The organism is Pseudomonas monteilii NBRC 103158 = DSM 14164, from assembly GCF_000730605.1.
Lineage (GTDB): Bacteria > Pseudomonadota > Gammaproteobacteria > Pseudomonadales > Pseudomonadaceae > Aquipseudomonas > Aquipseudomonas monteilii.
Genome location: NZ_BBIS01000029.1, coordinates 20207 through 46366, shown reverse-complemented (window position 1 = coordinate 46366; position 26160 = coordinate 20207). Strand labels below are relative to the sequence as shown.

Here is a 26160-nt window from a genome sequence, read left to right as displayed (position 1 = left end):
TCCTAGAGGGGCCGCAATTGCTGCTCGGCCTCGATCAATTGCTTGCTGCGCACCGACACCACCCGATGATCCCGCGCCAGCCACCCATACACCGTCGGCAGCACGAACAACGTGAACAAGGTGCCCACCAGCATCCCGCACACAATCACCACCCCCAGCCCGAAGCGGCTGTTGGCCCCGGCACCACTGGCGAACAGCAACGGCAGCACGCCAAAGGTCATCGCCGCCGTGGTCATCAGCACAGGCCGTAAACGTATCTGCGCAGCGCGGACGATAGCCGCCGCCCGATCAAGGTTGTCGCGCACCTGGATCTCGTTGGCGAACGCCACCATCAGGATGCCGTGCTTGCTGATCAGGCCAATCAACGTCACCAGTCCGATCTGCGTGTAGATGTTCAACGTGGCCCAGCCCAGCGCCAGCGGCAGCAGCGCACCGCAGATCGACAGCGGCACGGTCACCAGAATGATCAGCGGATCCACCAGGCTTTCGTACTGCGCCGCCAGCACCAGGTAGATCACCACCAATGCGGCAAGAAACGCCCACATCAGGGCAAAGCCCTCCTGCACGTACTGCCGTGATTCCGATTGCCAGTCGTGGCTGAAGCCAGGCGGCAACTCACTGGCCAGCTGCTCAAGAAATGCCACGGCATTGCCCATCGACACACCCGGCGCCGGTATCGCCTGCAAGGTGCTGGCATTTTGCTGATCGAATTGCAGCAAGCGATTAGGCGCAACCTCGATATCCAGGTGCACCACCGTGGCCAGCGGCACCAGGCTGTCGTCCTCGGCGCGCACATATTGGCGGTTCAACGCTGCAGGCGTCAGGCGCTGGTCCTGAATGCTCTGCGGAATCACGTCGTAGGAGCGTCCGAACAGGGCGAAACGGTTGAGGTACTGCTCGCCCACCAGCACACCCAGCGACTCGCCGATGGCCTGCATGCTGATGCCCAGGCTGGCTGCCTTGGCCCGGTCGATGCGCACCTTCACCACCGGGTTGTTGTAGTCCAGGTCACTGTCCACCACGGCGAACAAACCACTGTCGCGGGCACGCTGCTTGAGGGCTTCCATGGTCTGGTACAGCTCGGGGTAGTCATGGGCACTGCGCAGCACCATCTGCACCGGCAAGCCTCCGCTGGAACCCGGTAGCGAGGCCACCTGGAAGGCGAAAATGCTGCTGCCTTCGATGTCCGCTACCGCCTGTTGAAGCTGCGCCTGCACCTGCGCAGCAGAGCGCTCGCGAGCCTGCCAGGCACTGAGGTTGATGCCGCCGAAACTGGCGGCCGGGCCGTCGGTGCCGTTGATGATCCAGGTGTCGGTGGTTTCAGCAATGGACTTCATCACCTGGTCGAGCTTCAGCGCAAAGCGTTCCGCATAGTCCAGGCTGGCATGCTGCGGCGATTTGATAGCCGTGAGCACCGCCGCCTGGTCCTCGGGGGGTGCCAGTTCGCGCTGTGGCAGCAGGTACAGCCAGGGCAGGCTCAGGCACACCAGCAGTGCCACGCCGCCACTGATCCAGCGATGAGACAGGGTGTAAGCCAGCACCCTCCCATAAGCCCCGGTCAGCGCCCCGAACAACCGGTCCGCCAGGTTGGCCATTGCGCCGTGCTGCTGACCGGGTTGCAGCAGCAGCGAGCTCATCACCGGCGACAAGGTAAGCGCCACCACGCCAGACACGATCACCGCCCCCGCCAGGGTCAAGGCGAACTCGCGGAACAGCGTGCCGGTCAGCCCGCCCATCAGCCCGATTGGTGCATACACCGCCGCCAGCGTGAGGGTCATGGCAATCACCGGCCCGGCAATTTCCCGTGCCCCGGCCAAGGCTGCGGCGACCGGCGACTTGCCCTCCTCGATATGGCGGTGCACGTTCTCCACCACCACGATGGCATCGTCCACCACCAGGCCGATGGCCAATACCATCGCCAGCAAGGTCAGCAAGTTGAGGCTGAAACCGAACAACAGCATCAGGCCCGCAGCCCCGAGCATCGACAACGGGATGGCCACCACCGCAATCAACACACTGCGCAGCGAACCCAGGCACAGCCAGATCACCAGCACCACGATCAGCATCGCTTCTATCAGGGTACGCAGCACCTCGTGGATCGAGGCGTCGATGAAGCGTGCGGTCTCGTAGGCCAACGCCACATGCACGCCCGGTGGCAGGGTCTGCTGAATCTGCGGCAGCAGCTGGCGAATGCCCTCGACAATCACCAGCGGGTTGCCGGTTGGCGTGGGGAACAAGCCCAGGTGCACGGCCGGTTTGCCATCCATGGTGGCACTGGTCTGGGTTGCCGCCGCACTCAGCTCGACGGTGCCGACATCGCGCAGGCGTACCAGGTCGGTGCCCGCGTTACGGATGATCAGTTCGCGAAAGTCCTCGACCCGGGTGAGGTCGGTGTCCACCTGGATATCGGCCAGCACGTACTGGCCGCGCACCTGGCCGGGCGTCGCCTGGTAGTTGTTGGCACGCACTGCCTGCGCCACATCGGCTGCCGTCACCCCGCGCCCGGCCATTCGCTCGCTGTTCAGCCACAGGCGCATCGCCAGGCGTTGCCCGCCGAACGACTGCACCTTGGCCACGCCGTCGATGCCGGAGAACTGCGGTTCCACCACCCGCGACAGGTAATCGCTCAGCTCGGGTATCGACAAGGTATCACTGGCAAAGCCTACGTAGGCCACGGCAGTAGAGTCACCTGCCGACAGCTCCACCACCGGGTCGTAGGCTTTTTCCGGCAGGCGATAGCGCACCTGGTTGACCTTCGCCATGGTCTCGGCCAGTGCCTGGGTCGAGTCGCGGTTCAGCACCATGCGCAGGGTAATCAGGCTGCGCCCCTGCTGCGATGACGAGGACAGGTAGTCGATGCCCTCCACCGATGACACCGCCTGGGTAATCGGTTGGGTCACGAAGCCTTGCATCAGCTCGGCAGAGGCCCCGGGGTACTCGGTGCTGATAGTGATGGTCGAGCTTTCCAGCAACGGGTACTGGCGGATCGGCAGTTTGCCCATGGCAAACAGCCCCAGCAGGATGATCAGGCTGCTGACCACCAGCGCCAACACCGGGCGGCGCACGAAGACGTCAGTGAACTTCACGATTGCCGCCCTCCCTGGCTGGCCTGCAGGCTGTCCTGGGTCACCGGCTCGACAGACATGCCATCGTTCAGTTTCAGCTGGCCAGAGACCACCACCTGATCACCCGGCGCAAGGCCAGAGGTCACTTCCACCCGCCCCTGCCAGCGCTCACCGGTGGTGACCTGCACCCGTTTCACACGGGTGCCATGCTCCGCGTCCCGGGTGGCGACGAACACCGTCTGCCCATAGGCGGTGTAGGTAATTGCGGTTTCTGGTACGGCCAGCACCGTCGACGGCTGTGCCGCGTCCAGGCGTACGCTGGCGTACATGCCCGGCTGCAACTGCCCGTCCGGGTTCACCAAGGCGGCCTGCACCTGCACCAGGCGCGCCTTGCTGACAACCGGGTCGACCGCCACTACCTGGGCCTTTAAGCCTCGGCCGCGCACGGCATCCACATCCAGTACCAGCACCTGCCCCACCTGCACGTCGGGCGCAGCCTGCTCGCCCAAGGAGAAGTTGACGTGCAACTGGCGGGTATCTGCCAGGCTGACGATAGTCTCGCCAGCGCCCAGGTATTGGCCCTGATGTACACGGCGAATACCCAGCTTGCCGGCGAACGGTGCACGGATGGCCTTCTGCGCGATCAACGCCTCGACGTGCTGCAACTCGCCACTGGCCACTTCCACGGCAGTGGCGGCGTTATCGAACAGTTCTTGCGATACAGCACGCATAGCTAACAGTTTGCGGCTGCGCTGCAACACCACTTCGGCGTTACGCAGTTTGGCCCGCAACTGCTGGCGCTGGGCCTGCTCCGGGCCGTCATTGAGCTGCACCAGTACCTGCCCGGCGGTGACGGTCTGCCCAGACTCGAACGCGATACGGGTAATGCGCCCCGCCACCTCGGCCGCCACCTGCACCTGGTTGACCGCCTCCAGCTCCCCCGAGGCAAAGTTCTGCCGCGCCACCTGCACCTGCTCGGCCGTGGCCAGCGCCACCTTGGTTGCCGGCCATGCGGCAGCAGAGGGTTGCATCGAGCTGTTGCCCACCAGCGCATAGGCGCCCGCCAGCACACCTGCCACAACGCCGGCACAGGCCAGTAACGTCCTTTTGTTCATGCAGTGCTCCGATCAATCAGGAAAGCGGTTGCGGGGAAGATCGGGCAGGACTATAAGAGCTCAACTTAACTTGAGGTCAACAGGCATGGCAGCGGACAACACGCGGATGCTCACGGTAGGCGAAGTGTCCAGGCGCAGCGGCGTGGCGGTGTCTGCGCTGCACTTCTACGAGTCCAAGGGGCTGATCGCCAGTGTCCGCACCGCCGGCAATCAGCGCCGCTTTCCCGCGCTGGTGCTGCGTACGCTGGCGATCATCAAGGTGGCGCAGCGCACCGGTATTGCGCTGGAGGAAATCAAACAGGCCTTCAGCCGTTATGCACCCAACAGCAAGCTCACGGCGGCGCAATGGGGCGAGATGTCCACGGCCTGGCGCGAAGACCTGAACGCCCGCATCCGCACGCTGGAGGCCCTGCGCGACAGCCTGGACAACTGCATTGGTTGCGGTTGCCTGTCGCTGGAGGATTGCCCGTTGCGCAACCCCGAGGATGTGCTGGCCAAGGAAGGTAGCGGGGCGCGGATTCTCGAAAAGAAGGCCCGCTAGCCGCACGCGTGTCAGTCGCCTTTGCCCAGCACAAAGCGGTCAAAGTGCTCGATGTGCTCGTCCAGGTTGTCTTCGAGCATCATCCGGTACTGCTCGCAGAAGTACTTCAGAATCTCTTCCCGGGCGGCTGCCAGCTCCGCGCCGCTCTTGAAGCTGCGGGCGCTCATCCAGGCACTGAAACGGGTCGCGCCGAAGGTGAGCGAGGCGCTGACCTTGCCCAGGTCTTCGAATTTTTCGATCTGCTGGTTGGCCAGGTCGATGTGTGCATCGGCGCGGTCGTAAAAGGCCTGATCGGTAGCTTGGGTCATTGCGGTTCACCTGGTAACGGAAGCCCAAGCCTTGCATGGCGGCGCGCATACGTGCAAGGCTGAAAAAGGATCACCCGCAACGAAAAAGGAAGCAAAGCACCTCATGCCAGGAATCACACGTATCCATCGCTACTTGCGCCCACTGCCTGCAAACCGGACTGCAGCCAGTGGGCGTGACCTCAAAGGCAAACGCGTCATCCGCCTCGCCTCCAAACTCGCAACACTGCTCTGCACGCCCCGCTCTGCCCCGCCTTACCTCTGTGTCACGCCCGAGCGTGCACCTGCCAAACGCCTGCCCCCGACCTGACTGCCAACGCTGCAGCGCACAACGCCGTTCTCGCTTGCTACAGGCGGGATGTCTGACGCACTTACAGGGGCAACACTCAATGCTTTTATTTCAAGGCAAACAGATTCATAGCGCCATCTTCGACATGGATGGCACCCTCTTCGACACCGAGCGCTTGCGCTTCAGAACGCTCAAGCAAGCCTCACTGGAAATCTTCGGCAAGGCGCTGGGCGAGCACACACTGATCGGCTCACTGGGCCTGAGCGCAAAAAAAGCCGAAGCCCTCGCCAAGGCGCACAACGGTGAAGACTTCCCTTATGCTGAAATCCGCAAACGCGCGGATGAACTTGAGCTGGAGTACGTACGCAATCACGGCGTACCGATCAAGGCCGGCCTGCTGGAAGTGCTGGAGCGCCTGCGCAAGTCGGGCCTGACCATGGCGGTAGCCACGTCCAGCCGCCGTGCCATCGCCGAGGAATACCTGATCAACGCCAATGTGCTGAAGTACTTCGATATCACCGTGTGCGGCGATGAAGTCAGCCAGGGTAAACCCCACCCCGAGATTTTCCTGAAAGCCGCCCGCGCGCTCAATTGCGAGCCGGGCCAATGCTTCATGGTCGAGGACTCGGAGAACGGCATGCTCTCGGCAATGCGCGCTCAGGGGCAGGCGATCCTTATCGAAGATATCAAACCGCCAGCCCCCGAGATCAAGGCAGGCGCGCTCAAGGCCTACCGCAGCATGACCGAGTTCCTGGCCGATTTGAGCGAGTGCGTTCCCGACCTGGGCATGCCCGAATTGAACGAAACCTTCCCGGCCTCCATGAACCAGTTCCGCGTGGGCATTCATGGTTTCGGCGCCATCGGGGGTGGCTACCTGACGCAGGTCTTTTCCCATTGGGATGGCTACACCCGGCCTTGTGAGATCATTGCCGCGACCCGCTCGCGCATGCTGCGTGAAAGCGTCAATGCCTTCGGCCGTTACAGTGTGCGCTACGGGGCCACTTCGTTCGACCAGACCATCGACAATGTGCGCATGATCGACATGGACGATGATGATGCACTGGTCCACATGTACACCGCTGCCGAAATTGTCGGCCTCAGCCTGCCCGAGCAGGCCATCCGCAACCAGGCGCAGGTGATTGCCAAAGGCCTGTTGAAGCGCTTCGAACGCCGTGGCCGTGAGCTGACGTTGCTGATCGTGCTGAACAAGGTGGGCGGCGCTGCGTTTGTGCGCCGCCATGTGCAAGCGGAGCTGGCATTGCTGTGCCCGCCAGCAATCGGCGAGCAAGTGCTGGAAAAGACCCACTTCGCCGAAACGGTGGTCAGCCGCATCGTCTCCAAGCTCAGCAACGACGCACTGGTACGGCAACTGCGCATCAAGTCGCAGATGTTCCAGAACAGCCTGGAAGACGAGCCGGTAGTCGCCACAAAGGCATCGACGCCAGTGCCTGAATACGAACGACTGATCGGGCGCTTCAGGCCCTTTGCCCAGCCCAGCAGTGCGATGAGCCAGTTGCACCTGATCCTGTTCAACAGCGAACCCGACATGCCGCTGTATGTAGAGCATGGCAGCGACCTGCTCGAACGCCTGCGCCAGGTGAAGACGGTGCCTGACATCACCCAGATCCAGGTCATCAAGAACCGCTTGTGGAATGGCCCGCATGCCATCGTTGCCTGGTACGCCAGCCTGCTGGGCCATGACTCGGTAGGCCAAGGTATGGGCGATGCACAGGTGAGCGAACTGGCCGAGCGCCTGATTCACCAGGAAGTCGGCCCCGCGCTGGTGGCGGAGTACCCACAGATGGCGGAAGTGGTCAGCCGTTTTGCCGATACCTTCCTGGAGCGCTGCAAAACCTCGTTCAAAGACCCTTGTGCCCGGGTGGGGCGCGACCCGTTGCGCAAGCTTCAGCGCAACGAACGCATTTTCAGCAGCATCGAGCTGGCCCACAAGCATGGTATTCAGACCCCCGGGCTTGCGTTGGGTGTGGCGCTGGCCCTGCATCACGCCCTGCATGGCAAAGAAACCAAGGACCTCGAAGCCCAGGCGATCAGGCAGGTGTACCAGGCCAATGACGCCAGTGTAGAAGCCGTGCTTACCCATGACGGCGACTACAACGGCAAGCGTTTTCCAGGGTTGGACCCAGTCAGGGATGCGCAACTGATCACAGCAATTTCTGGTGCTTTCCGGCAACACATGCCAAAGGAAGTGAAAACCGGAGTGGACAAACTATGCGTAGGCACCTGATGCCGTGATGCATCAAGGGCGTTGGCACCACCACCCTGTGCGAGCGACTTTCTCGAGTAACCCTTGAATGCTGGGCACGATCACCGTGGGAGCGGGCGCGCCCGCGAACACGGGCGAAGCCCGTGCCATCCGCCGCATCGCCTGATTCGCGGGCATACCCGCTCCCACAGTCACCGCGCCACTTTCAGATCCTGTAAAGAAGCCAGGGCATGACACATCGCTTGCATATGACACCTTGTGTCATTAATATCGCGCTGTGTCCTGATGACAGCCACCTGTCCATCAGCAACCCATTGCCCTTTCCCATGCAGGTACCGCCCATGACGACCACCATGCAGGCCCCCAAGGACCAGCTGGTCAAACTCGCTCAGCAGCAGATGCTGACGGCGCTGGCCGACAACACCTACACCCCCCGGCAAAAACTCGCCCTCACCTGCCGCATCCTGTTTGACGGCGGCCACGATTCCGGCCTGGCCGGGCAGATCACCGCCCGCGCGCAGGAGCCCGGCACTTATTACACCCAACAACTGGGCCTGGGCTTCGACGAAATCGCCGCCTCCAACCTGCTGGTGGTAGACGAGGACCTCACCGTGCTGCAAGGCCGCGGCATGGCTAACCCGGCCAACCGCTTCCACAGCTGGCTGTACCGCGCCCGCCCCGACGTCAACTGCATCATCCACACCCACCCGCTGCACAGCGCCGCGCTGTCAATGCTGGAAGTGCCGCTGGCCATCTCGCACATGGACCTGTGCCCACTGTTCGACGACTGCGCCTTCCTCAAGGAATGGCCCGGCGTGCCGGTGGGCAACGAAGAAGGCGAAATCATCGCGAAGGCAATTGGCGACAAACGCGCCATCCTGCTTTCCCACCACGGCCTGCTGATCGCCGGTGGCTCGATTGAAGAAGCCTGCGTGCTCGCCCTGCTGTTCGAGCGCGCGGCAAAGATGCAACTGCTGGCCATGGGCGCCGGTGACATACGCCCTATCCCCGAAGCACTGGGCAAAGAGGCCCACGACTGGATCTCCACCCCCAAACGTCATGGCGCCGCGTTCAGCTACTACGCACGCCGTGCCTTGCGTGCCCATGGCGACTGCCTGGGCTGATCGAAGCTGTACTCTTTCCTCAACAACGGCAAAGGTGCCTGGTCATGTCTACACCTGTAATTCGCGGCGTTATCGGCTACACCATCACTCCCTTCACGGCAGACGGCACGCTCGACCTGGATGCGTTGGGCACGTCCATCGACAGCTTGATTGCAGGCGGTGTGCACGCCATCGCACCGCTGGGCAGCACCGGCGAAGGGGCCTACCTGTCCGACAGCGAATGGGAAACCGTGGTGCGCTTCAGCCAGGCACGCATCGCCGGGCGTGTGCCCAGCGTGGTCAGCGTCTCTGACCTGACCACTGCCCGCACCGTGCAGCGTGCCCGCCTGGCACAGGCCTGCGGCGCAACGGCAGTGATGGTGCTGCCCATCTCTTACTGGAAGCTCACCGAAGCCGAAGTGGTCGCCCACTACAAGGCGGTCGGCGCCGCCATCGACATCCCGATCATGCTTTATAACAACCCGGGCACCAGCGGCACCGACCTGTCGGTGGAGCTGATCCTGCGCATCCTGGGTGAAGTACCCAATGTGACCATGGTCAAGGAAAGCACCGGTGACATTCAGCGCATGCACCGCCTGTTCACCGCTACCGATGGCCAAGTTGCGTTCTATAACGGTTGCAACCCGCTGACCCTGGAAGCCCTGGTGGCCGGCGCTACCGGCTGGTGTACCGCCGCCCCCAACCTGATCCCGGCACTGAACCTGGCGCTGTGGGACGCCGTGCAGCAAGGCCAGCTGGCCGAAGCCCGCACGCTGTTCTACCGCCAGTACGAGCTGCTGGAGTACATCACCCGCCGAGGCCTGCCCACCACCATCAAGGCCGGTTTGAAACTGCTCGGCCAGGATGTCGGCGCCCCGCGCCTGCCCCTGCAGCCGCTGGATGCACAAGGCAGCGCTTACCTGAAAAACCTGCTGGTAGCGCTGGCCAGCTGACCCTGAAACCTGCCCGTCAGCCTGTCGCTGGCGGGCAGCGCATTTCTATAGAAGCAGCCTTGCGCTGCTCTACCTGATCTTTACCAGAGGCAACCATGGACGCGCCTGTACAAAGCTCTTCAACTCCGTTTCGGCTGGCAGACATCCTTCACCCCGTTGTGGCAGGAATCGTATCGGTCATCGTCAACTACGGTGGCACCTTCATCCTGGTGTTCCAGGCAGCCAAGGTTGCCGGGCTGAGCCCCGAGCTGACGTCGTCGTGGGTCTGGGCCGTGTCGATAGGCGTCGGCCTCAGCGGCCTGGCGCTGTCCTGGTACAGCCGCGCGCCGGTGATTACGGCCTGGTCCACGCCAGCCGCTGCGTTCCTGGTCACCGCCCTGGCCAACGTGCCCTACAGTGAAGCCATTGGTGCTTACCTGCTGTCGGCCGTCGGCTTCGTGGTGCTGGGGATTACCGGGTGCTTCGAGCGCCTGGTGCGGGTCGTCCCTGGCGGTATTGCTGCCGGGCTTCTGGCCGGCATCCTGTTGCAGTTCGGTATTGGTGCCTTTGCCAGCCTATCGGTGGACCCGGCCCTGGCCGGGCTGCTGATTGCGGCCTACGTGGCATTCAAGCGTTTTACTGCCCGCTACGCCGTGGTCGGCATTCTGCTACTGGGCCTCGGCTACTTACTGCTGCAAGGGCAAGTGGGCCTGACCACGCTCAAGCTGGAATTCGCCTCTCCGGTATTCACCGCGCCCACCTTCTCCCTCAACGCTGCCCTCAGCGTGGCCCTGCCATTGTTCCTGATCACCCTCACTGGCCAGTACATGCCTGGCATGCTGGTACTGCGCAACGATGGCTTCACGACCAGCGCCAACCCGATCGTCGCGGTCACGGGCCTGGGGTCATTGCTGATGGCGCCGTTCGGTTCGCATGCCTTCAACATCGCCGCCATCACCGCAGCCATCTGCACCGGCAAGGAAGCCCATGAAGACCCGGGCAAACGCTGGGTAGCAGGGATCGCCGCCGGTATCTGCTACATCCTCGTGGGGGTGTTCGGGGTCACCCTGGCGAGTGTGTTCATGGCCCTCCCAGGCACGTTCATCACCACCCTGGCCGGCCTTGCCTTACTGGGCACCATCGGTGCCAGCCTGGCCAGTGCAATGGCCGATGCCCGTGCCCGCGAGTCGGCATTGATCACCTTTCTGGCGGCAGCCGCCAACATCAGCCTGTTCGGCATTGGCGGGGCCTTCTGGGGCCTGGTCATTGGCCTGCTGGCCCATGCTGCGCTGAACGGCCGCCTCCCCGCTTTCAACGGCAACTCCCGCTGAGCGGGCTCCCCTTCACCTTGCCGTGCGCCAGCGGCGCACGCCGTACAACAGGTATCGACATGCCCCAAACTGGCCCCAAGTTGCTTACCCAAGTGGCTGCCGTGCACTTCGTCAGCCATGTGCACATCATGCTGATCCCGGCGTTATTGCCCGTGCTTCCCGGCCTGCTGGGGGTGGGCTTCGTCGAGCTCGGCGTTGCCTTGGCAGTATTCAACATCGTCTGCGCCCTGGTGCAGGCCCCGCTGGGTTACGCCGTCGACCACTATGGGGCGCGTAAAGTGCTCAAGGCCGGGCTGTTGCTGGGCAGCCTCAGTTTCCTGCTGCTGGCGGCCAGCCCGGGGTATGCGGTATTGCTGGTGGCGATGGCCATGGCTGGCCTGGCCAATGGTGTGTACCACCCGGCCGACTACGCACTGCTGGCCAACGGCATCGAGCCCGCACGCCTGGGGCGGTCGTTCTCGATTCATACTTTTGCCGGGTTTCTTGGCTCGGCGGTCACGCCGGCCGTGTTCCTCGGTATCGCCGCTGTATTCGGCACGCGGGCTGCCCTGACGGCGGGCGCGCTAGTCGGGGTAGCGGCATTGCTGCTGATCTCGATACCAGGCAGTGGCGTGTACCGGGTGGCAGGGCCTGGCAACCAAGCGGGCGCTGGCCCGGTCGCAGCGACAGGCCGCGTGCGTTTGTTCACACCCATGATCGGCGTGCTGACGGTGTTGTTCATCCTGCTCAACCTGAGCACCAGCGCCATTGAAAAGTTTTCCGTCGCCGCACTCGTACAAGGCCAAGGTCTGACCCTGGCCTGGGCCAACACCGCGCTCACCGCCTTCCTGCTGTGCAGCGCAGCGGGCGTGCTGTGCGGTGGTGCCTTGGCCGACCGTACCCGGCGCCATGGCCTGGTGGCTGCACTGGCTTTCGCGTTGGCGGCCGCGCTGACCGCGCTGGTGGCCCTGGGGCTGCTGCAAGGCTGGGCACTGGTGGTAGTGCTGGGTGCCATCGGCCTGCTGACCGGGATCATCGCCCCGTCGCGGGACATGCTGGTCAAGGCGGCTGCACCAAAAGGCGCCGAGGGCAAAACGTTCGGGCTGGTGTCGACCGGGTTCAATATCGGTGGCGCCATCGGCCCGGTGGCGTTTGGCTGGATGCTCGACCAGCGCCTGCCAAACGGGATTTTCGTTGCATCGGTCGTGTTCATGGCGCTGACGGTGCTGCTGACCCTGGCGCAAGAGGCGTACCTGGCCAGGGCCCGCAACGCTGAACGACTGGCGCGCGCCGTATAGGTGCGACCTTGGCCTGTCATTTGGGTCGTTCAGGATGCCGGGTTGGCATGTACCACGCGCCCGCCTGCGCCCGGCCGATTGACGAACAGCACATCCAGCACACTGTTACGCAAGCCCTTCAGCGCATTCCAGTTTGCCGAGGCATGCACGTACTTCTCGCACAGCAGCCGCTGTTCAGCCTCGCTCAACCCCGGCTGGTCCGTTTCCCCCAAGGCAAACGCATGCAACTTGCGGCTGATCTCCAGCAAATCCTCCGGCAGCCTGTGTTCAGGCTGCTCGCCCAACGGCGCAAATGGCACGCCAGCCCGCACCGCCAGCGCTCGCATCACGCTCAAGTACACCCGGGACAACTGCCCCGCCACTTCCCGTTCACGGTACAACGCCGCATACACCTGCTTTTGTGCTTCATTTGGCCGGCCACCGGCAAGGGGCGCCTCCCAGCTCACGACCTGCGGCCTGGGCTCGCGCCTGTCGGCATACGCCGACGCCAACAAGGCGCTTACCGTGGCATGCACACGGCTTTGCTCGGCACGCATGCCCACCGGTACACGCTGGGACTGCGGCTTGCACAGCAGCACCTGCTCCAGCATGATTTCCGGGTAACCGCCCCCGATATTCGAATGCACCCCCGGCAACACAATGTCGTGACCACTGCCCACCAGCGGAAAGTTATGCCGCTGCTCATCCCTCGCCACCAGCTGCACCACCTGCCGGGCAATGCCTGCCCTGAGGCCCAGGCGCAGACCGCCCTGGCGGCTATCGGCGGGATCGAAGTCGCCCTGCAACGGCGCGATGATCGCTGCCACGGTGTCGAACAGGCCGATAAAGTTGATGGAAGTGTCGCACGCTATCGGCAACAACCCGCCCGCGCCATCCTGTATCAGGTTGGCCAGGTGCCGTGCCGCCGCCGCCCCGCGGCTGAAACCGAACAGGTCGAACTCGACCCGCTCCACGGCTGCCTGCGGATGCGCCCGGCACCAGCCCCGCAGTTGTTCGGCCATCCCCTGCAAAGCCTCGGCAACCCGCGCCTCAACCCCCGTGCGCCCACGACCGGTGGCTGCGGCATAGGCATGGTCCGCCTCACCTGCCAGGGTACCCACGCCTTCCACGTAGCGTTTCAGAAACACCAGGGTGCCATCGGCATCAGCCTCACCCGCCGGATACAGGGCATGCAACAGGGCCACATTGCTCAGGGCATTGCCATAGCTGCCGCGCGGTTCATCCACGGCCATGGCATTGTGCAGGTTGTTACCGGTGCCATCGAAAAACACGCCAAAACGCAGGGTGGCGGGTGTGGGGATTGGCGTGCTACCGCTGCTCATTTTCATCATCGTGCCTTCTGCTTGCCTGAAAAGCACAAGCAGGCGCCAGCACGCCTTCACCGACCATCAGACAATGGCCAGCCTTACCCGGGACATTTCTGTACCGGCGAGCCCCCCGTAACGATAAATTTACCCGCCGCCATTGGTCGCCGCCCCCCCGGATAGATTAAAGTATCAGCCCTTGCCAGGGCCGCTACCGTCAGCCGCCTCAGGCCCCACACCAGGAACCGTCGCCGATGGAACACCGTGAAGCGCTGATCGCGCTGCGCACCTTTCTTTCTTCCCAGATCCTAGGCCAGGAGAAGCTGGTCGAGCGGCTGTTGATCGTGCTGCTGGCCGACGGCCACATGCTGGTGGAAGGCGCACCGGGCCTGGCCAAGACCAAGGCCATCAAAGAACTCGCCGAAGGCATCGAAGCGCAGTTCCATCGCATCCAGTTCACCCCCGACCTGCTCCCGGCCGACATCACCGGCACCGAAATCTATCGCCCGGAAACCGGCAGCTTCGTGTTCCAGCAGGGGCCGATCTTCCACAACCTGGTGCTGGCCGACGAAATCAACCGCGCCCCGGCCAAGGTGCAATCGGCACTGCTCGAAGCCATGGCCGAGCGCCAGGTCAGCGTGGGCCGCAGCACCTACGACCTGTCACCGCTGTTCCTGGTCATGGCCACGCAGAACCCCATCGAGCAGGAAGGCACCTACCCGCTACCCGAAGCCCAGCTCGACCGGTTCCTGATGCATGTAAAAATCGGCTTCCCCGACGCGGCGGTGGAGCGGCGCATCCTGGCGCAAGCCCGTGGCGAAGCCCTGGGCGGCGAGACCAAGCCCGAGCGCCGGGTCAGCCAGCAGGCCATCTTCGCCGCGCGCAAGGAAATCCTTGGCCTGTACATGGCCGACGCGGTGGAGGAATACCTGGTGCAACTGGTCATGGCCACCCGCACCCCGGCCAAGTTCGATGCTGAGCTGGCCGACTGGATCGCCTACGGCGCCAGCCCGCGCGGTTCCATCTCGCTGGACCGCTGCGCGCGTGCCCACGCCTGGCTGGCCGGGCGCGACTTCGTCAGCCCTGAAGACATCCAGGCGGTGCTGTTCGACGTGCTGCGCCACCGCATCATCCTCTCGTTCGAGGCCGAGGCGGCGGGGATCGATCAGGACCGCGTGGTCCAGCGCATCCTCGACGTCGTCGCCGTTGCCTGAGCCCATGCCCACCGCGCAGCTGGCCGAGCCCGGCATCCGCATCGGCCTTGCCGAGCTGATCGACATGCGTCACCGCGTGCGCGAAATCCAGCTGTTTTCCAAGCCCGGCCAGCGCAGCCCGCTGGTGGGCCTGCACCATTCCAAGCTGCGCGGGCGCGGGGTGGACTTCGACCAGGTGCGCGTGTACCAGGCCGGCGACGATGTGCGCAATATCGACTGGCGGGTGACCGCGCGCACCCAGGAGCCACACACCAAGCTGTTCCACGAAGAGCGCGAGCGGCCGATCTTCATCCTCGTCGAGCAAAGCCAGCGGCTGTTTTTCGGCTCGGGGCTGATGTTCAAGTCGGTGTTGGCAGCCCAGGCCGCTGCCCTGTTCGGTTGGGCCGCGCTCGGCCACAACGACCGCATTGGTGGTTTGGTGTTCGGCGACAACGAACACCACGAAATCAAACCTCGGCGCAGCAAGCAAAGCCTGCTGCAACTGCTCAACCGCCTGGCCAAGGTCAACCAGGCACTGCACACCGAAGCCACGCCCGGGGCCGACAGCCTAGGCCTGGCCCTGCGCCGCGCCCGCGAAGTGCTGCGCCCCGGCAGCCTGGCCATCGTGATTTGCGATGAACGCTCGCTTAGCGCCCAGGTGGAACAGCACCTGGCCATGCTTTCTCGCCATTGCGACCTGCTGTTGCTACCGGTGTCCGATCCACTCGACCATGCCCTGCCGGCCGCCGGCCTGCTGCGCTTCGCCCAGCGCAGCGCCCAGCTGGAGCTCGACACCCTCGATGCCAACCTCCGCCAGGCCTACCGCCAGCAGGCCGAAGCCCGCATCGAGCGCTGGGAACTGATGGCACAGAAGCTGCGCGTGGTCCTGATGCCACTGAGCACGCAAAGCGAAATGATCGAGCAACTGCGCGAGTACCTGAACGCTCAGCGGCCACGGAGCGCGTCATGAACCCTCTCGACCAGTTGCACCCGCTGATCGACCCGGCACCCATCGGTTTATGGCCACCGGCACCGGGTTGGTGGCTGTTGCTGGCGCTACTGCCGCTGCTGGGCTGGGGCCTGTGGCGGCTGCGCCGCTGGCGCCCGGGCAAACGCCGCATCGTGCGTGCCGAGCAACCGCTCGACCCGGTGCGCGTGGCCGCCCTGGCCGAGCTGGCCCTCCTGCCACGCCCCTACGATGGCGCACCGGCCGGCGCCTGGCTGCAACAGATCAACGCCCTGCTCAAGCGCCTGTGCCGCAACCACTACCCCGGTGCCAACAGCCACACCCTCAACGGCCGCCAATGGCTGGCGTTTCTCGACAACCGCTGCCCGGCCGCCGGCCTGACCCGCTGGATGGTGCTGGTCGAAGGCGCCTACAAACCCGAGTGCAAGCTCGACGACAAAGCCATCGCCGGGCTCAGCCAGGCCGTGGAAACCTGGATCCGCAAGCATGTTTGAACTGGCCTGGCCGTGGGTCTTCGCCCTGTTACCGCTGCCATGGCTGGCACGCCTGCTGCTGCCTGCAGCCGACAGCGGCGAGCCGGTGCTCAAGGTGGGCTTCCTCAACGAACTGGAAGGCCTGGCCGGGCGCCGCGCGCGGCTCAACCTGCCGACCTGGCGCCAGCAGGCACCGTTCGTGGTCATCTGGCTGTTGCTGCTGTGCGCGGCTGCCCGCCCGCAGTGGCTGGGCGATCCGGTGCCGGTGGCCGCCAGCGGCCGCGACCTGCTGGTGGCGGTTGACGTGTCCGGGTCGATGGACTTCCCCGACATGCAGTGGAAGAACGAAGACATCAGCCGCCTCGACCTGGTCAAGGCGCTGATGGGCGACTTTCTGCAGGACCGCGAAGGCGACCGCGTGGGCCTGATCCTGTTCGGCAGCCAGGCCTACCTGCAGGCGCCGCTCACCTTCGACCGGCGCACCGTGCGCACCTTCCTCGACGAAGCACAAATCGGCATCGCTGGTAAAAACACCGCCATCGGCGACGCCATTGGCCTGGCGGTCAAACGCCTGCGCCAGCGCCCGGCACAAAGCCGGGTGCTGGTGCTGATCACCGACGGCGCCAACAACGGTGGGCAGATCCACCCACTGACCGCAGCCCGCCTGGCGGCCCAGGAAGGCGTGCGCATCTACACCATCGGCATTGGCGCCAATCCCGAAGCCAGTGGCACCCCTGGCCTGCTGGGCCTCAACCCGAGCCTGGACCTGGACGAAGCCGCGCTCAAGGAGATTGCCGACATCACTCACGGCGCCTACTTCCGCGCCCATGACGGCGCCGAACTGGTCGCCATCGGCGACACCCTCGACCAGCTGGAACCGGTGGCCCAGCAACCGACCCAGGCACGCACGGCCCAGGCCCTTTACGCCTGGCCCCTGGCGCTGGCGCTACTGCTTAGCGTGCTGCTGGTGGTGGCCGTGCAATGGCCCGACAACCTGCTGCAACGCCTGCTGCGCAAGCCGCGCTTTCTGCAACCGCACCCGGAATGGCGCCAGCGCCTGAAGCGCCTGCGTTTAAGGAGGCGGCGATGATCGACCTGTGGCCCCAATGGCTACGGCCGCTCTGGCTGCTGGCCGTGCCCCTGCTCGGCTGGCTGTTGTACAAGCTGTGGCACCGGCGCAAACGCGCCGGGCGCTGGCAGATGATTCTGCCGCCGGCGTTCCATGGCGTCTTGCTGGGCGGAGGTAGCGGCAGCACCAGCAAACTGCCATGGGTGGCGCTGGGCCTGGCCTGGGCGCTGGTGATCCTGGCCCTGCTCGGGCCCAGCTGGCAACGCGTCGAAGAAAACCGCCAACGCCCGGCCGACCCGCTGGTGATCCTGCTGGAGCTGACCCCGCAGATGCTTGCCGAAGACAGCCCGCCCAACCGCCTGGAGCAGGCTCGGCGCAAAATCCTCGACCTGCTCGAACACCGGCGCGACAGCCAGACGGCGCTGGTGGTGTATGCCGGTTCGGCACACACGCTGGTGCCGCTGTCCGATGACCTGGCCACCACCCGCAACCTGCTGGAGGCCATCGACCCGTCGATCATGCCGCAAGCGGGCCAACGCGCCGACCTGGCCGTGCAAAAGGGCCTGGCGCTGCTCGCCCAGAGTGGTTTGGGCCAAGGCCGTCTGCTGCTGATCGGCTCGTCGCTCAGTGCGCCGGAGCGCCAGGGCATCAGCCAGGCCCTCGGCCGCCAAGGCCCCAGCCTGTTGATGCTGGGCATCGGCAGCCGCGAAGGTGCCCCGGTGCGCCAAGCCAACGGCGAATTCCTGAAAGACAACCAAGGTGGCATCCTCTTGCCACGTCTGGAAAGCGCCAGTCTCAAGGGTTTCATCAGCGGTACCGGCGGGCGCTACCGGCATGCCCGCATCGACGACCTCGACCTGCGCGGCCTGGGCCTGTTCGACAACCCGCGTACCGCGCGCAATGACGGCCAGACCCTGCAACTGGACAGCTGGGCAGACCAAGGCTACTGGCTGCTGATCCCGCTGTTGGTGCTGGCCGCCTGCGCCGGCCGGCGGGGCTGGCTGTTCTGCCTGCCGCTGCTGCTGGCCTTGCCGCAGCCCAGCCAGGCCTTCGAGTTCAACGACCTGTGGCTGCGCCCCGACCAGCAAGGCCAGCGCCTGCTGGAACAAAACCGCCCGGCCAGCGCCGCGCGTCACTTCCAGGACCCACAGTGGCGCGGCATGGCGCTGTACCAGGCCGGCGACTATGCCGGTGCCGCCGAAGCGTTTTCCCAGGGCGACACGGCAGCTGCCCACTACAATCGAGGCAATGCCCTGGCCCGCAGCGGTGAACTGGAGGCCGCCCTGGACGCCTACGAGCAAGCCCTGGAGCGCCAGCCCGACCTGCAAGCGGCGCTGAACAACCAGGCGCTGGTGCAACAACTGTTGCAACAGCGCGAGGCCAAAGCCGAGGAACAACCGGCCAGCAGCGACGCCCAAGGCACACCTGGCAGCGAAACCGAGGGCAACAGCAGCTCGGCCAGCAGCCCGGCCCAGGGCACGCCCGGCAACAACGAACAAGCCAGCGCCGAACAACCCGGCGAAGGCAGCAACAACAGCCAGGCCACGCCCGGTAACCAGGCGGGCAGTGACGACAGCGTGATCCAGCCGCCCCAGCGCCCGGTATCGACAAATCTCGATGCCGAGCAACGCCAGGCCCTGGAACAATGGCTGCGGGAGATCCCCGACAACCCGGCGGAGCTGCAGCGGCGCAAATTCTGGTATGAACAGCAATTGCATCAGGAAACCCCACGATGAGTCGCTTCGGCGTCTTGCTTCTCACCCTGCTGTGGGCCGTGCTGGCCCAGGCCGAACCGCTGCTGCAAGCCAGCGTCGACCGTACCCGCCTGGAAGCTGGCGAAAGCCTGGAACTGACCCTGGAAAGCCAGGACGTGACCCAGTTCGGCAAACCCGACCTGCGCGCCCTGGAAGGTGACTTCGAGGTACGCGGCACGCGCCAGCTGAACAGCCTGCACACCCTCGATGGCGAAACCCGCGCCAGCACCCGCTGGATCATTACCCTGCTGCCACGGCGCAGCGGCAGCCTGCGCATTCCTGAGCTTCAACTGGGCCAGTCGCACAGCCAGGCCATCGAGCTGCAAGTGCTGCAGGCTGATGCCAGCCGGCCCGACAGCGCCTCTCAGGTATTCATCGAGGCAACCCTCGACAGCACCGACGTCTATGTCCAGGCCCAGGCCATGCTGACCCTACGCATCTACCACTCGGTAGCGCTGTACGACGACAGCAGCCTAAGCCCGTTGCAACTGGATAACGCCAAGGTCGAGCCGCTAGGCGAATCGCGCACCTATGAAAAGGAAATCAACGGCGTACGCCACGGCGTGATCGAAACCCGCTATGCCGTGTATGCCCAGCAAAGCGGCACCCTCGACATCCCGCCGTTGACCTTCACCGCCACGGCCGCTGCCAGCAGCGACGAAAGCGCGCAGGCCAATGCCACGGCGCGCGCCGGCCACCAGGTGCAGGTGAGTTCACTGCCGCTGCGCCTGACCGTGCGCCCCATTCCGGCCGCCTGGCCCGCCGGCGTACCTTGGTTGCCGGCGCGCAGCCTGACGCTGGAAGAGCACTGGAACCCCGACCCCGGCAACCAGCAGGTACAGATTGGCGACTCGCTGACCCGCAACATCACCTTGCGTGCCGAAGGTTTGTCCAGCACCCAGCTGCCGCCACTGCCGGCCACCGAAATCACCGGTTTGCGCCGCTACCCCGACCAGCCGCTGCTACGCAACGAAATCAGCGACCGTGGCATGACCGCCAACCGCGAAGAGCGCGAAGCCTTGGTGCCCACCCACGCCGGCACGCTGGCCCTGCCGGCGCTGGAAGTGGCCTGGTGGAACACCCGCGAAGACCACCTGGAGCACACCAGCCTGCCAGCGCGCACCCTGAACGTGCAGGACAACCCGGCATTGAGCGCCGACACCCCGGTAGGTGACAACAGCAGCGCCAGCACCCTGCTGTGGCCCTGGCAGCTGGCCACCTTGGTGTTCGCCCTCACCACCGTGCTGGGCTTCGCCCTGTGGTGGCGCGCCCGCTCACAACCGGCGGTGCTGCGCGCCGCGCAGAACGGGCCAAGCCCACGCACACTGCTGGACGACCTCAAGCGCGCCTGCCAGGCCAACGACCCCCAGGCCACGCGTCAGGCGCTGGACGCCTGGGCCCGGCAGCAGCCGGAGACATTGGCCGAAATGGCGGCGCGCTTCGTGCCGTTGTCGGATGCGCTGGACGGGTTGAACGGGGCGCTGTACAGCGAGAGTGGCCAGTATTGGCAGGGTGAGGAATTGTGGCGGGCAATCGGCACCATCCCTCCGGCCGAGCAAGTGTTGTTGCCGGCCGGGGAGAATGGTGGGCTGCCGCCGCTTTATCCCAAGTAATGGGCTGCCTGAGCCGGCCTCTTCGCGGGTAAGCCCGTTCCCACAGCAGCCCCGCGCTTGGGTTACCATACCGCCCTTTCCCCGCTTGCCCGACTCGACACCAACAGGTCATCCATGCGTCTGTTTCATACCTCCGACTGGCACCTGGGCCAAAGCCTGCACGGCCAGGAACGCGACTTCGAACACGCCTGCTTCCTCGACTGGTTGCTCGGCCAACTGCGCCTGCGCCAGCCCGATGCGCTGCTGATCGCCGGCGATATCTTCGACACGGTCAACCCGCCAGTCAAAGCCCAGGAACGCCTCTACGACTTCATCGTCCAGGCCCACGAGCAACAGCCCAAGCTGGATATCGTGATGATCGCCGGCAACCACGACTCGGGCTCGCGCATCGAGTTGCCCGCCGCGTTGATGCGCCGCCTGCGTACCCATGCGCTGGGCCGTGTGCATTGGCTGGACGAAGGCCAGCTGGATACCGAGCGCCTGTTGATACCGCTGACCAATGGCCGTGGCAAGGTCGCCGCCTGGTGCCTGGCCCTGCCCTTCCTGCGCCCGGCCGAAGTGACTGGCCCGCACCTGGGTGACGACTACCTGCAAGGCATTACTCAGGTACACCAGCAACTGATCGCCGCCGCGCAAAAAAAGCGCAAGAAAGACCAGGCGCTGATTGCCATCAGCCATGCGCACATGGCCGGTGGCGCGGTGTCGGAGGACTCCGAGCGCAGCCTGATCATCGGCAACGCCGAGGCGCTGCCGGCCAAGCTGTTCGACAAGGCCATCAGCTACGTTGCCTTGGGCCACCTGCACAAGCCGCAGAAGGTCAACCGCGAAGAACGTATCCGCTACAGCGGCTCGCCGATCCCGCTGTCGTTCGCTGAAATCAACTACCCGCACCAGGTGCTGGAAGTGGAGCTGGACGGCAGCGGCCTGGTCAGCGTCGAGCCGCGCCCGGTACCGCGCGCCGTGGCCCTGCAACGGGTTGGCCCGGCACCGTTGGGCGAACTGCTGCAGCAACTCGCTGACTTGCCGGTAGTCGACCTGCTCGAAGACCCCAACCGTCAGCCCTGGCTGGAGGTGCGGGTGGTACTGGACGAGCCGCAACCCGACTTGCGCCAGCAGATCGAAACCGCCCTGGAAGGCAAAGCCGTGCGGCTGATCCGCATCAGCGCCGAATACGCCGGCCGCACCAACGCCGAAGACGATGACCTGGCCTTTGTCGAACTGGCCCAAATGACCCCGCAAGACCTGTTCAGCCGAGCCTGGGAACAGGCCTACGGCAACCCCGCCGACGAACAGGCCCTGGCCGACTTTGCCCTGCTGTTGCAGGACGTGCAGCAGGAAGAAGAGCAGCCATGAAGATTCTCGCCATCCGCCTGAAAAACCTGGCATCGCTGGCCGGCCCGATAGACATCGATTTCACCGCAGAACCCTTGGCCAGTGCCGGCCTGTTCGCCATCACCGGGCCGACCGGGGCCGGCAAAAGCACCCTGCTCGACGCCCTGTGCCTGGCGCTGTTCGGCACCGTGCCACGGCTCAATGACATCGGCCGCGAGGCCAAGGTGCCGGACGCTGAGGGCGAAATTCCCACGTCTGACCCGCGCAACCTGCTGCGCCGTGGCACCGGCAGTGGCTTTGCCGAGGTCGATTTCGTCGGCATCGATGGCCGCCGCTACCGCGCCCGCTGGGAAGCCAACCGCGCCCGCGACAAAGCCAACGGCAAACTTCAGCTTAGCCGCCAGAGTTTCTATGACCTCGACAGCGAGCAAGTGCTGGCAAGCGCCAAGAACGAGTACAAGCAACTGATCGAAGCCCGCCTCGGCCTGAACTTCGAGCAGTTCACCCGCGCCGTGATGCTGGCCCAGAGCGAGTTTGGCGCCTTCCTCAAGGCTGACGACAGAGAGCGCAGCGAACTGCTGGAAAAGCTCACCAACACCGCCATCTACACCCGCTTGGGCCAACGCGCCTTTAGCAAGGCCCGTGAAGCCGGTGAAGCCCACAACGCCCTGAAGGACCGCGCCAGCCACCTGCTGCCAATGGCCGCCGAAGCACGCGCCGAGCTAGACCAGCGCTTGGCGCAAGCCCAGCAGCAGTTCAAGGCCGACCAGGCCGACGAGCGCCAACTGGAACAGCAACGCAACTGGCTGAATGAACAACGCCAGCTGCAGGCCCAGTACGCCGAAGCCGGCACCGCGCTGCAGGCCGCCGAGCAGGACTGGCAGCAACTGGCCGAACCTCGCCTGGACCTCGTTCGCTTGGAGCGTTTGGCGCCGCAGCGTCACCAGTTCCATCGCCAGCAAACGCTGACCGCTCAACAGGCGCCAATCGCAGCGACGATCGCTGAACAGCAACAGCAACAAACTGAGTTGCAACTGCGTACCCGTGAACTTGAACAGGCACTGGACAATGCCCGCCAAGCGCTGGCCGACAACCAGGCACGGCACGGTGAAAACGCCCCGCGCCTGCGCCAGGCCTTTGCCGCACAGGACAACCTGGCCCGCCTGGACCAGGAGCTGGCCGCGCAGCGCAGCAGCAGCGAACAGGCCGCACAGCACGTCGCCGACGGCCAGCAACAGTTGCAGCAGTTGGAGCACAACCAGCAACGCAGCGTGCAGCAACTGGCCCAGATCGACACCGCGCTCGCCGACAGCCAGCACTTGGCGGGCCTGGCCGATGCCTGGCATGCCTACCTGCCGCAACTGAAGCAGGTGATGCTGATTGGCGGCCGTCTGGCCAAGGGCCGTGAGGAACTGCCTGGCCTGCAAGCCCTGGCCAGCCAGGCCAATGCGCACTTGCAGGCCGAACGCGACACCTACGACCTGCTGTTCCGCGAAGCCAAGGCCGAACCGCACGCCCTGGCGGAACAGATCGACCTGCTGGGCGGCATGCTGCAGGACAACCGCAAGCAGCAACGCGCCATTGAACAACTGTCGCGCCTGCATGGCCGCGAAATGGAGCTGCGCCAGCAGCTGGATGCCGTGCGCGAGCGGCAACAGCAAGCCATGCAGCAGCGCCAGCAACTGATTACCGAAGGCACCGCCGCCAAGGCCGAGCTGGAAACCGCCGAACAGGCACTTGACCTCACCCGTCAGCTGCTGGAGCGCCAGCGTCTGGCGCGCAATACCAGCGTTGAAGAATTGCGCGGCCAATTGCGCGATGGCGAACCCTGCCCGGTATGCGGCAGCGCCGAGCACCCGTTTCATCAACCCGAAGCGCTGCTGCAAAGCCTGGGACGTCACGACCAGGCTGAGGTAGACGCCGCGCAGAAGCAGGTGGAAACCCTCAACAGCAAACTGGTGGAGCTGCGCACCCAGTTGGGTGTGGTCAACGCCCAGCTCAAAGACTATCAGCAGCAACAACTGCACCTGGGCGAACAACTGCACGCCCAGGTGGCCGAAGTGCAGGCACATAGCCTGTGGCCTGCCCTCGCCCCGCAAGACGACAAGGCCCGCAGCACCTGGCTCGACAGCCAGTTGCGACGCCTGGACGAAGAAATCGGCCGGGACGAGAAGCGTCAGAGCGCCCTGCTCGCCCTGCAAAAAGATGCAGCCCGCCTCAATCAGCAACTGCAGGCCGCCCACGAAGCGCAACAGCAAGCCCAGCGCCACCTGGAGCAACAGCACCAGGCCCTGGCCAACGACGAGCAGCAACTGCAGCAAGGCCTCGACGACCTGGCCGGCGTATTGCCCGAAGAAGCCGTCAAGGCCTTGAACGACGACCCGGCCAATGCCTTCCTTGCCCTGGACCAGCAGATCGCCCAGCGCCTGCAACACCTGGAACAACGCAAGGACGAACTGGAGGAACAGCAAGCCCGTCAGGCCCAACTGGACAAGCTGCGCGACCAGCAACAGGCACGTATACAAGGCCAGCAGCAGTTGCAGCAGAAGCTGGCCGCCCTCGACGAGCAACGCCAGCTGGCCAAGGCCGCCCTCGGCGAACTGCTTGGCGAACACACCAGTGCCGAAGCCTGGCAGCAGCACATGGACACCACGCTGGAACAGGCCCGCGCCCTCGACGCCGACACCGCCCAACGCCTGCAAGCGCTGCGCACCCAGGGCGTGCAGCTGGCCAGCGAACTCAAAGCCAACATCCAGCAGCAACAGGCACTGGACACCGAGTGCCAGCAGCTACAGGGCCAGATCAGCCAGTGGCGCAGCGAGCACCCGGAGCTGGATGATGACGGGCTGGATCGCCTGCTGGCCATGGATGACGCGTACGTCCATGAATTGCGCCAACGCCTGCAAGGCGCGGAAAAGGCCATCGAACAAGGCCGCGTACTGCTGCAGGAACGTGAGCAACGCCTGCAACAGCACGCCGCGCAGATGACCGTGGACACTTCGGCCGAAGCCCTGGAGCAAGCCCTGACCGAGCTGCGCGAACGCCTGGCCAACCACGAACAGCAGTGCGCCGAACTGCGCGCCCAGCAGGCTGACGACCAACGTCGCCAGCAGGCCCATCAGGCACTGGCGGCCGAAATCGAACAGGCTCACCAGCAGTGGCAACGCTGGGCCCGCCTGAACGCGTTGATCGGTTCGGCCTCGGGCGATGTGTTCCGCAAGATCGCCCAAGGCTACAACCTCGACTTGCTGCTGCACCACGCCAACGCCCAACTGCGTCAACTGGCCCGCCGTTACCGCCTCAAGCGTGGCGGCAGCGCCCTCGGCCTGCTGGTGCTGGACACCGAGATGGGCGATGAGCTGCGCTCGGTGCATTCGCTGTCGGGCGGGGAAACCTTCCTGGTGTCGCTGGCCCTGGCCTTGGGCCTGGCATCGATGGCCTCCAGCACCCTGCGCATCGAGTCGTTGTTCATCGACGAAGGCTTCGGCAGCCTGGACCCCGAGTCGCTGCAACTGGCGATGGATGCGCTCGACGGCCTGCAGGCCCAAGGCCGCAAGGTGGCAGTGATCTCCCATGTGCAGGAAATGCACGAGCGCATTCCGGTACAGATCCAGGTGCGGCGCCAAGGCAATGGCCTGAGCGACGTGGAGGTGTGCGGGTGATCCTCTACTCGTTCCGCCGCTGCCCGTGGGCCATGCGTGCGCGCCTGGCCCTGCGCTATGCCGGCTGTGAGGTAGACATCTGCGAGGTGGCGATGAAGAACAAGCCGGCAGAGCTGCTGGCCTTGTCGCCCAAGGGCACGGTGCCGGTGCTGGATACCGGTGCCGGGGTGCTGGAAGAGAGCCTGGACATCATGCGCTGGGCGCTGGCGCAAAACGACCCGCAGGATTGGCGCTTGCAGGCAGACCCTGCGGCGGCGCAGGTGGCTGACGGGCTGATTGCGCGTAACGACAGCACGTTCAAGGCGCAGGTGAACCTGTACAAGTATGCCGAGCGTTACCCGGAGTATTCCCGCGAGCATTACCGCCAGCAGGGCGAGGCCTGGCTGGCGGAGCTCGAAGGCCTGCTTGAAGGCCGGCCTTACCTGCTGGCTGATCACCCGAGCCTTGCCGATGCTGCGTTACTGCCCCTGATGCGCCAGTTTGCCGGGGTCGAACCACAGTGGTTCGCCGAGGCGGCTTATCCGCGGGTGCGGAGCTGGCTGGAGGGGTGGTTGGCTTCGGAACTCTTCAAATCGATAATGGCCAAGTGATCGGATCGAGTCAGGCTTGAC

The 26160-nt window shown here is 64.9% G+C and carries 19 protein-coding genes; 15 read left to right on the top strand and 4 right to left on the bottom strand.

Annotated features, from left to right (window positions below):
* Nucleotides 1-2: 2 nt before the first annotated feature.
* Together PM2_RS16405 and PM2_RS16400 are read right to left on the bottom strand one after the other, a co-directional pair.
* Entirely contained in the window at nt 3-3086 is a 3084-nt protein-coding gene (locus tag PM2_RS16405) for a MexW/MexI family multidrug efflux RND transporter permease subunit (RefSeq protein WP_028699275.1), read from the bottom strand.
* Nucleotides 3083-4180, bottom strand: coding sequence for an efflux RND transporter periplasmic adaptor subunit (locus PM2_RS16400; RefSeq protein ID WP_028699276.1), 1098 nt, complete (start codon nt 4178-4180; stop codon nt 3083-3085). The genes PM2_RS16405 and PM2_RS16400 overlap by 4 nt, the downstream gene beginning before the upstream one ends.
* A gap of 85 nt (nt 4181-4265) precedes the next feature.
* Here PM2_RS16400 and soxR point away from each other — a divergent pair, with 85 nt between their 5' ends.
* Nucleotides 4266-4721 carry a redox-sensitive transcriptional activator SoxR gene (gene soxR / locus PM2_RS16395; RefSeq protein WP_016714832.1) on the top strand — a complete coding sequence of 152 codons (456 nt, stop codon included), beginning with the start codon at nt 4266-4268 and terminating at the stop codon, nt 4719-4721.
* 11 nt (nt 4722-4732) lie between these two features.
* On the opposite strand, the gene PM2_RS16390 is transcribed toward soxR, so the two are convergent.
* Nucleotides 4733-5029: a DUF3144 domain-containing protein gene (locus PM2_RS16390; RefSeq protein ID WP_016714831.1), complete on the bottom strand. Its 297-nt coding sequence runs from the start codon at nt 5027-5029 to the stop codon at nt 4733-4735.
* A 386-nt stretch (nt 5030-5415) separates the two neighbouring features.
* Here PM2_RS16390 and mtlD point away from each other — a divergent pair, with 386 nt between their 5' ends.
* The 5 genes from mtlD to PM2_RS16365 all read left to right on the top strand — a co-directional run bounded on the left by mtlD (nt 5416) and on the right by PM2_RS16365 (nt 12182).
* Nucleotides 5416-7560 (top strand): bifunctional mannitol-1-phosphate dehydrogenase/phosphatase, encoded by a 2145-nt coding sequence (gene mtlD / locus PM2_RS16385; protein ID WP_028699277.1) that lies wholly within the window; start codon nt 5416-5418, stop codon nt 7558-7560.
* Between the two features lie 320 nt (nt 7561-7880).
* Complete coding sequence (locus PM2_RS16380; protein WP_028699278.1) at nt 7881-8663, top strand: aldolase; 783 nt, start codon at nt 7881-7883, stop codon at nt 8661-8663.
* Nucleotides 8664-8707: 44 nt separating this feature from the next.
* Nucleotides 8708-9595, top strand: a complete 888-nt coding sequence (locus PM2_RS16375; protein WP_019097009.1) for a dihydrodipicolinate synthase family protein — start codon at nt 8708-8710, stop codon at nt 9593-9595.
* Between the two features lie 95 nt (nt 9596-9690).
* A complete protein-coding gene (locus PM2_RS16370) occupies nt 9691-10905 on the top strand; it encodes a benzoate/H(+) symporter BenE family transporter (protein WP_028699279.1) in 1215 nt (404 codons plus the stop codon).
* Nucleotides 10906-10964: 59 nt separating this feature from the next.
* Nucleotides 10965-12182: an MFS transporter gene (locus tag PM2_RS16365; RefSeq protein WP_028699280.1), complete on the top strand. Its 1218-nt coding sequence runs from the start codon at nt 10965-10967 to the stop codon at nt 12180-12182.
* Between the two features lie 29 nt (nt 12183-12211).
* Here PM2_RS16365 and PM2_RS16360 read toward each other — a convergent pair whose 3' ends face one another.
* Entirely contained in the window at nt 12212-13513 is a 1302-nt protein-coding gene (locus PM2_RS16360; RefSeq protein WP_028699281.1) for a phospholipase effector Tle1 domain-containing protein, read from the bottom strand.
* A gap of 227 nt (nt 13514-13740) precedes the next feature.
* Between PM2_RS16360 and PM2_RS16355 the strand changes: the two genes are divergently transcribed.
* From PM2_RS16355 to PM2_RS16315, 9 genes are all read left to right on the top strand, one after another.
* Nucleotides 13741-14700 (top strand): AAA family ATPase, encoded by a 960-nt coding sequence (locus tag PM2_RS16355; protein ID WP_016714824.1) that lies wholly within the window; start codon nt 13741-13743, stop codon nt 14698-14700.
* Between the two features lie 4 nt (nt 14701-14704).
* Nucleotides 14705-15649 (top strand): DUF58 domain-containing protein, encoded by a 945-nt coding sequence (locus tag PM2_RS16350; protein ID WP_016714823.1) that lies wholly within the window; start codon nt 14705-14707, stop codon nt 15647-15649.
* The gene (locus PM2_RS16345) at nt 15646-16140 is read left to right on the top strand and encodes a DUF4381 domain-containing protein (protein WP_016714822.1); all 495 of its coding nucleotides are present in this window, start codon (nt 15646-15648) and stop codon (nt 16138-16140) included. The genes PM2_RS16350 and PM2_RS16345 overlap by 4 nt, the downstream gene beginning before the upstream one ends.
* Nucleotides 16133-17209: a vWA domain-containing protein gene (locus tag PM2_RS16340; RefSeq protein WP_016714821.1), complete on the top strand. Its 1077-nt coding sequence runs from the start codon at nt 16133-16135 to the stop codon at nt 17207-17209. The genes PM2_RS16345 and PM2_RS16340 overlap by 8 nt, the downstream gene beginning before the upstream one ends.
* The gene (locus PM2_RS16335; protein WP_028699282.1) at nt 17206-18924 is read left to right on the top strand and encodes a tetratricopeptide repeat protein; all 1719 of its coding nucleotides are present in this window, start codon (nt 17206-17208) and stop codon (nt 18922-18924) included. The genes PM2_RS16340 and PM2_RS16335 overlap by 4 nt, the downstream gene beginning before the upstream one ends.
* The gene (locus PM2_RS16330; RefSeq protein ID WP_016714819.1) at nt 18921-20555 is read left to right on the top strand and encodes a BatD family protein; all 1635 of its coding nucleotides are present in this window, start codon (nt 18921-18923) and stop codon (nt 20553-20555) included. The genes PM2_RS16335 and PM2_RS16330 overlap by 4 nt, the downstream gene beginning before the upstream one ends.
* A gap of 114 nt (nt 20556-20669) precedes the next feature.
* Entirely contained in the window at nt 20670-21908 is a 1239-nt protein-coding gene (locus PM2_RS16325; RefSeq protein WP_028699283.1) for an exonuclease SbcCD subunit D C-terminal domain-containing protein, read from the top strand.
* Nucleotides 21905-25549 (top strand): AAA family ATPase, encoded by a 3645-nt coding sequence (locus tag PM2_RS16320; RefSeq protein ID WP_028699284.1) that lies wholly within the window; start codon nt 21905-21907, stop codon nt 25547-25549. Before PM2_RS16325 ends, PM2_RS16320 begins: the two co-directional genes overlap by 4 nt.
* On the top strand, nt 25546-26139 hold the full coding sequence (locus PM2_RS16315) for a glutathione S-transferase (protein WP_016714816.1): 594 nt from the start codon (nt 25546-25548) through the stop codon (nt 26137-26139). Before PM2_RS16320 ends, PM2_RS16315 begins: the two co-directional genes overlap by 4 nt.
* The last annotated feature ends 21 nt before the right edge of the window (nt 26140-26160 follow it).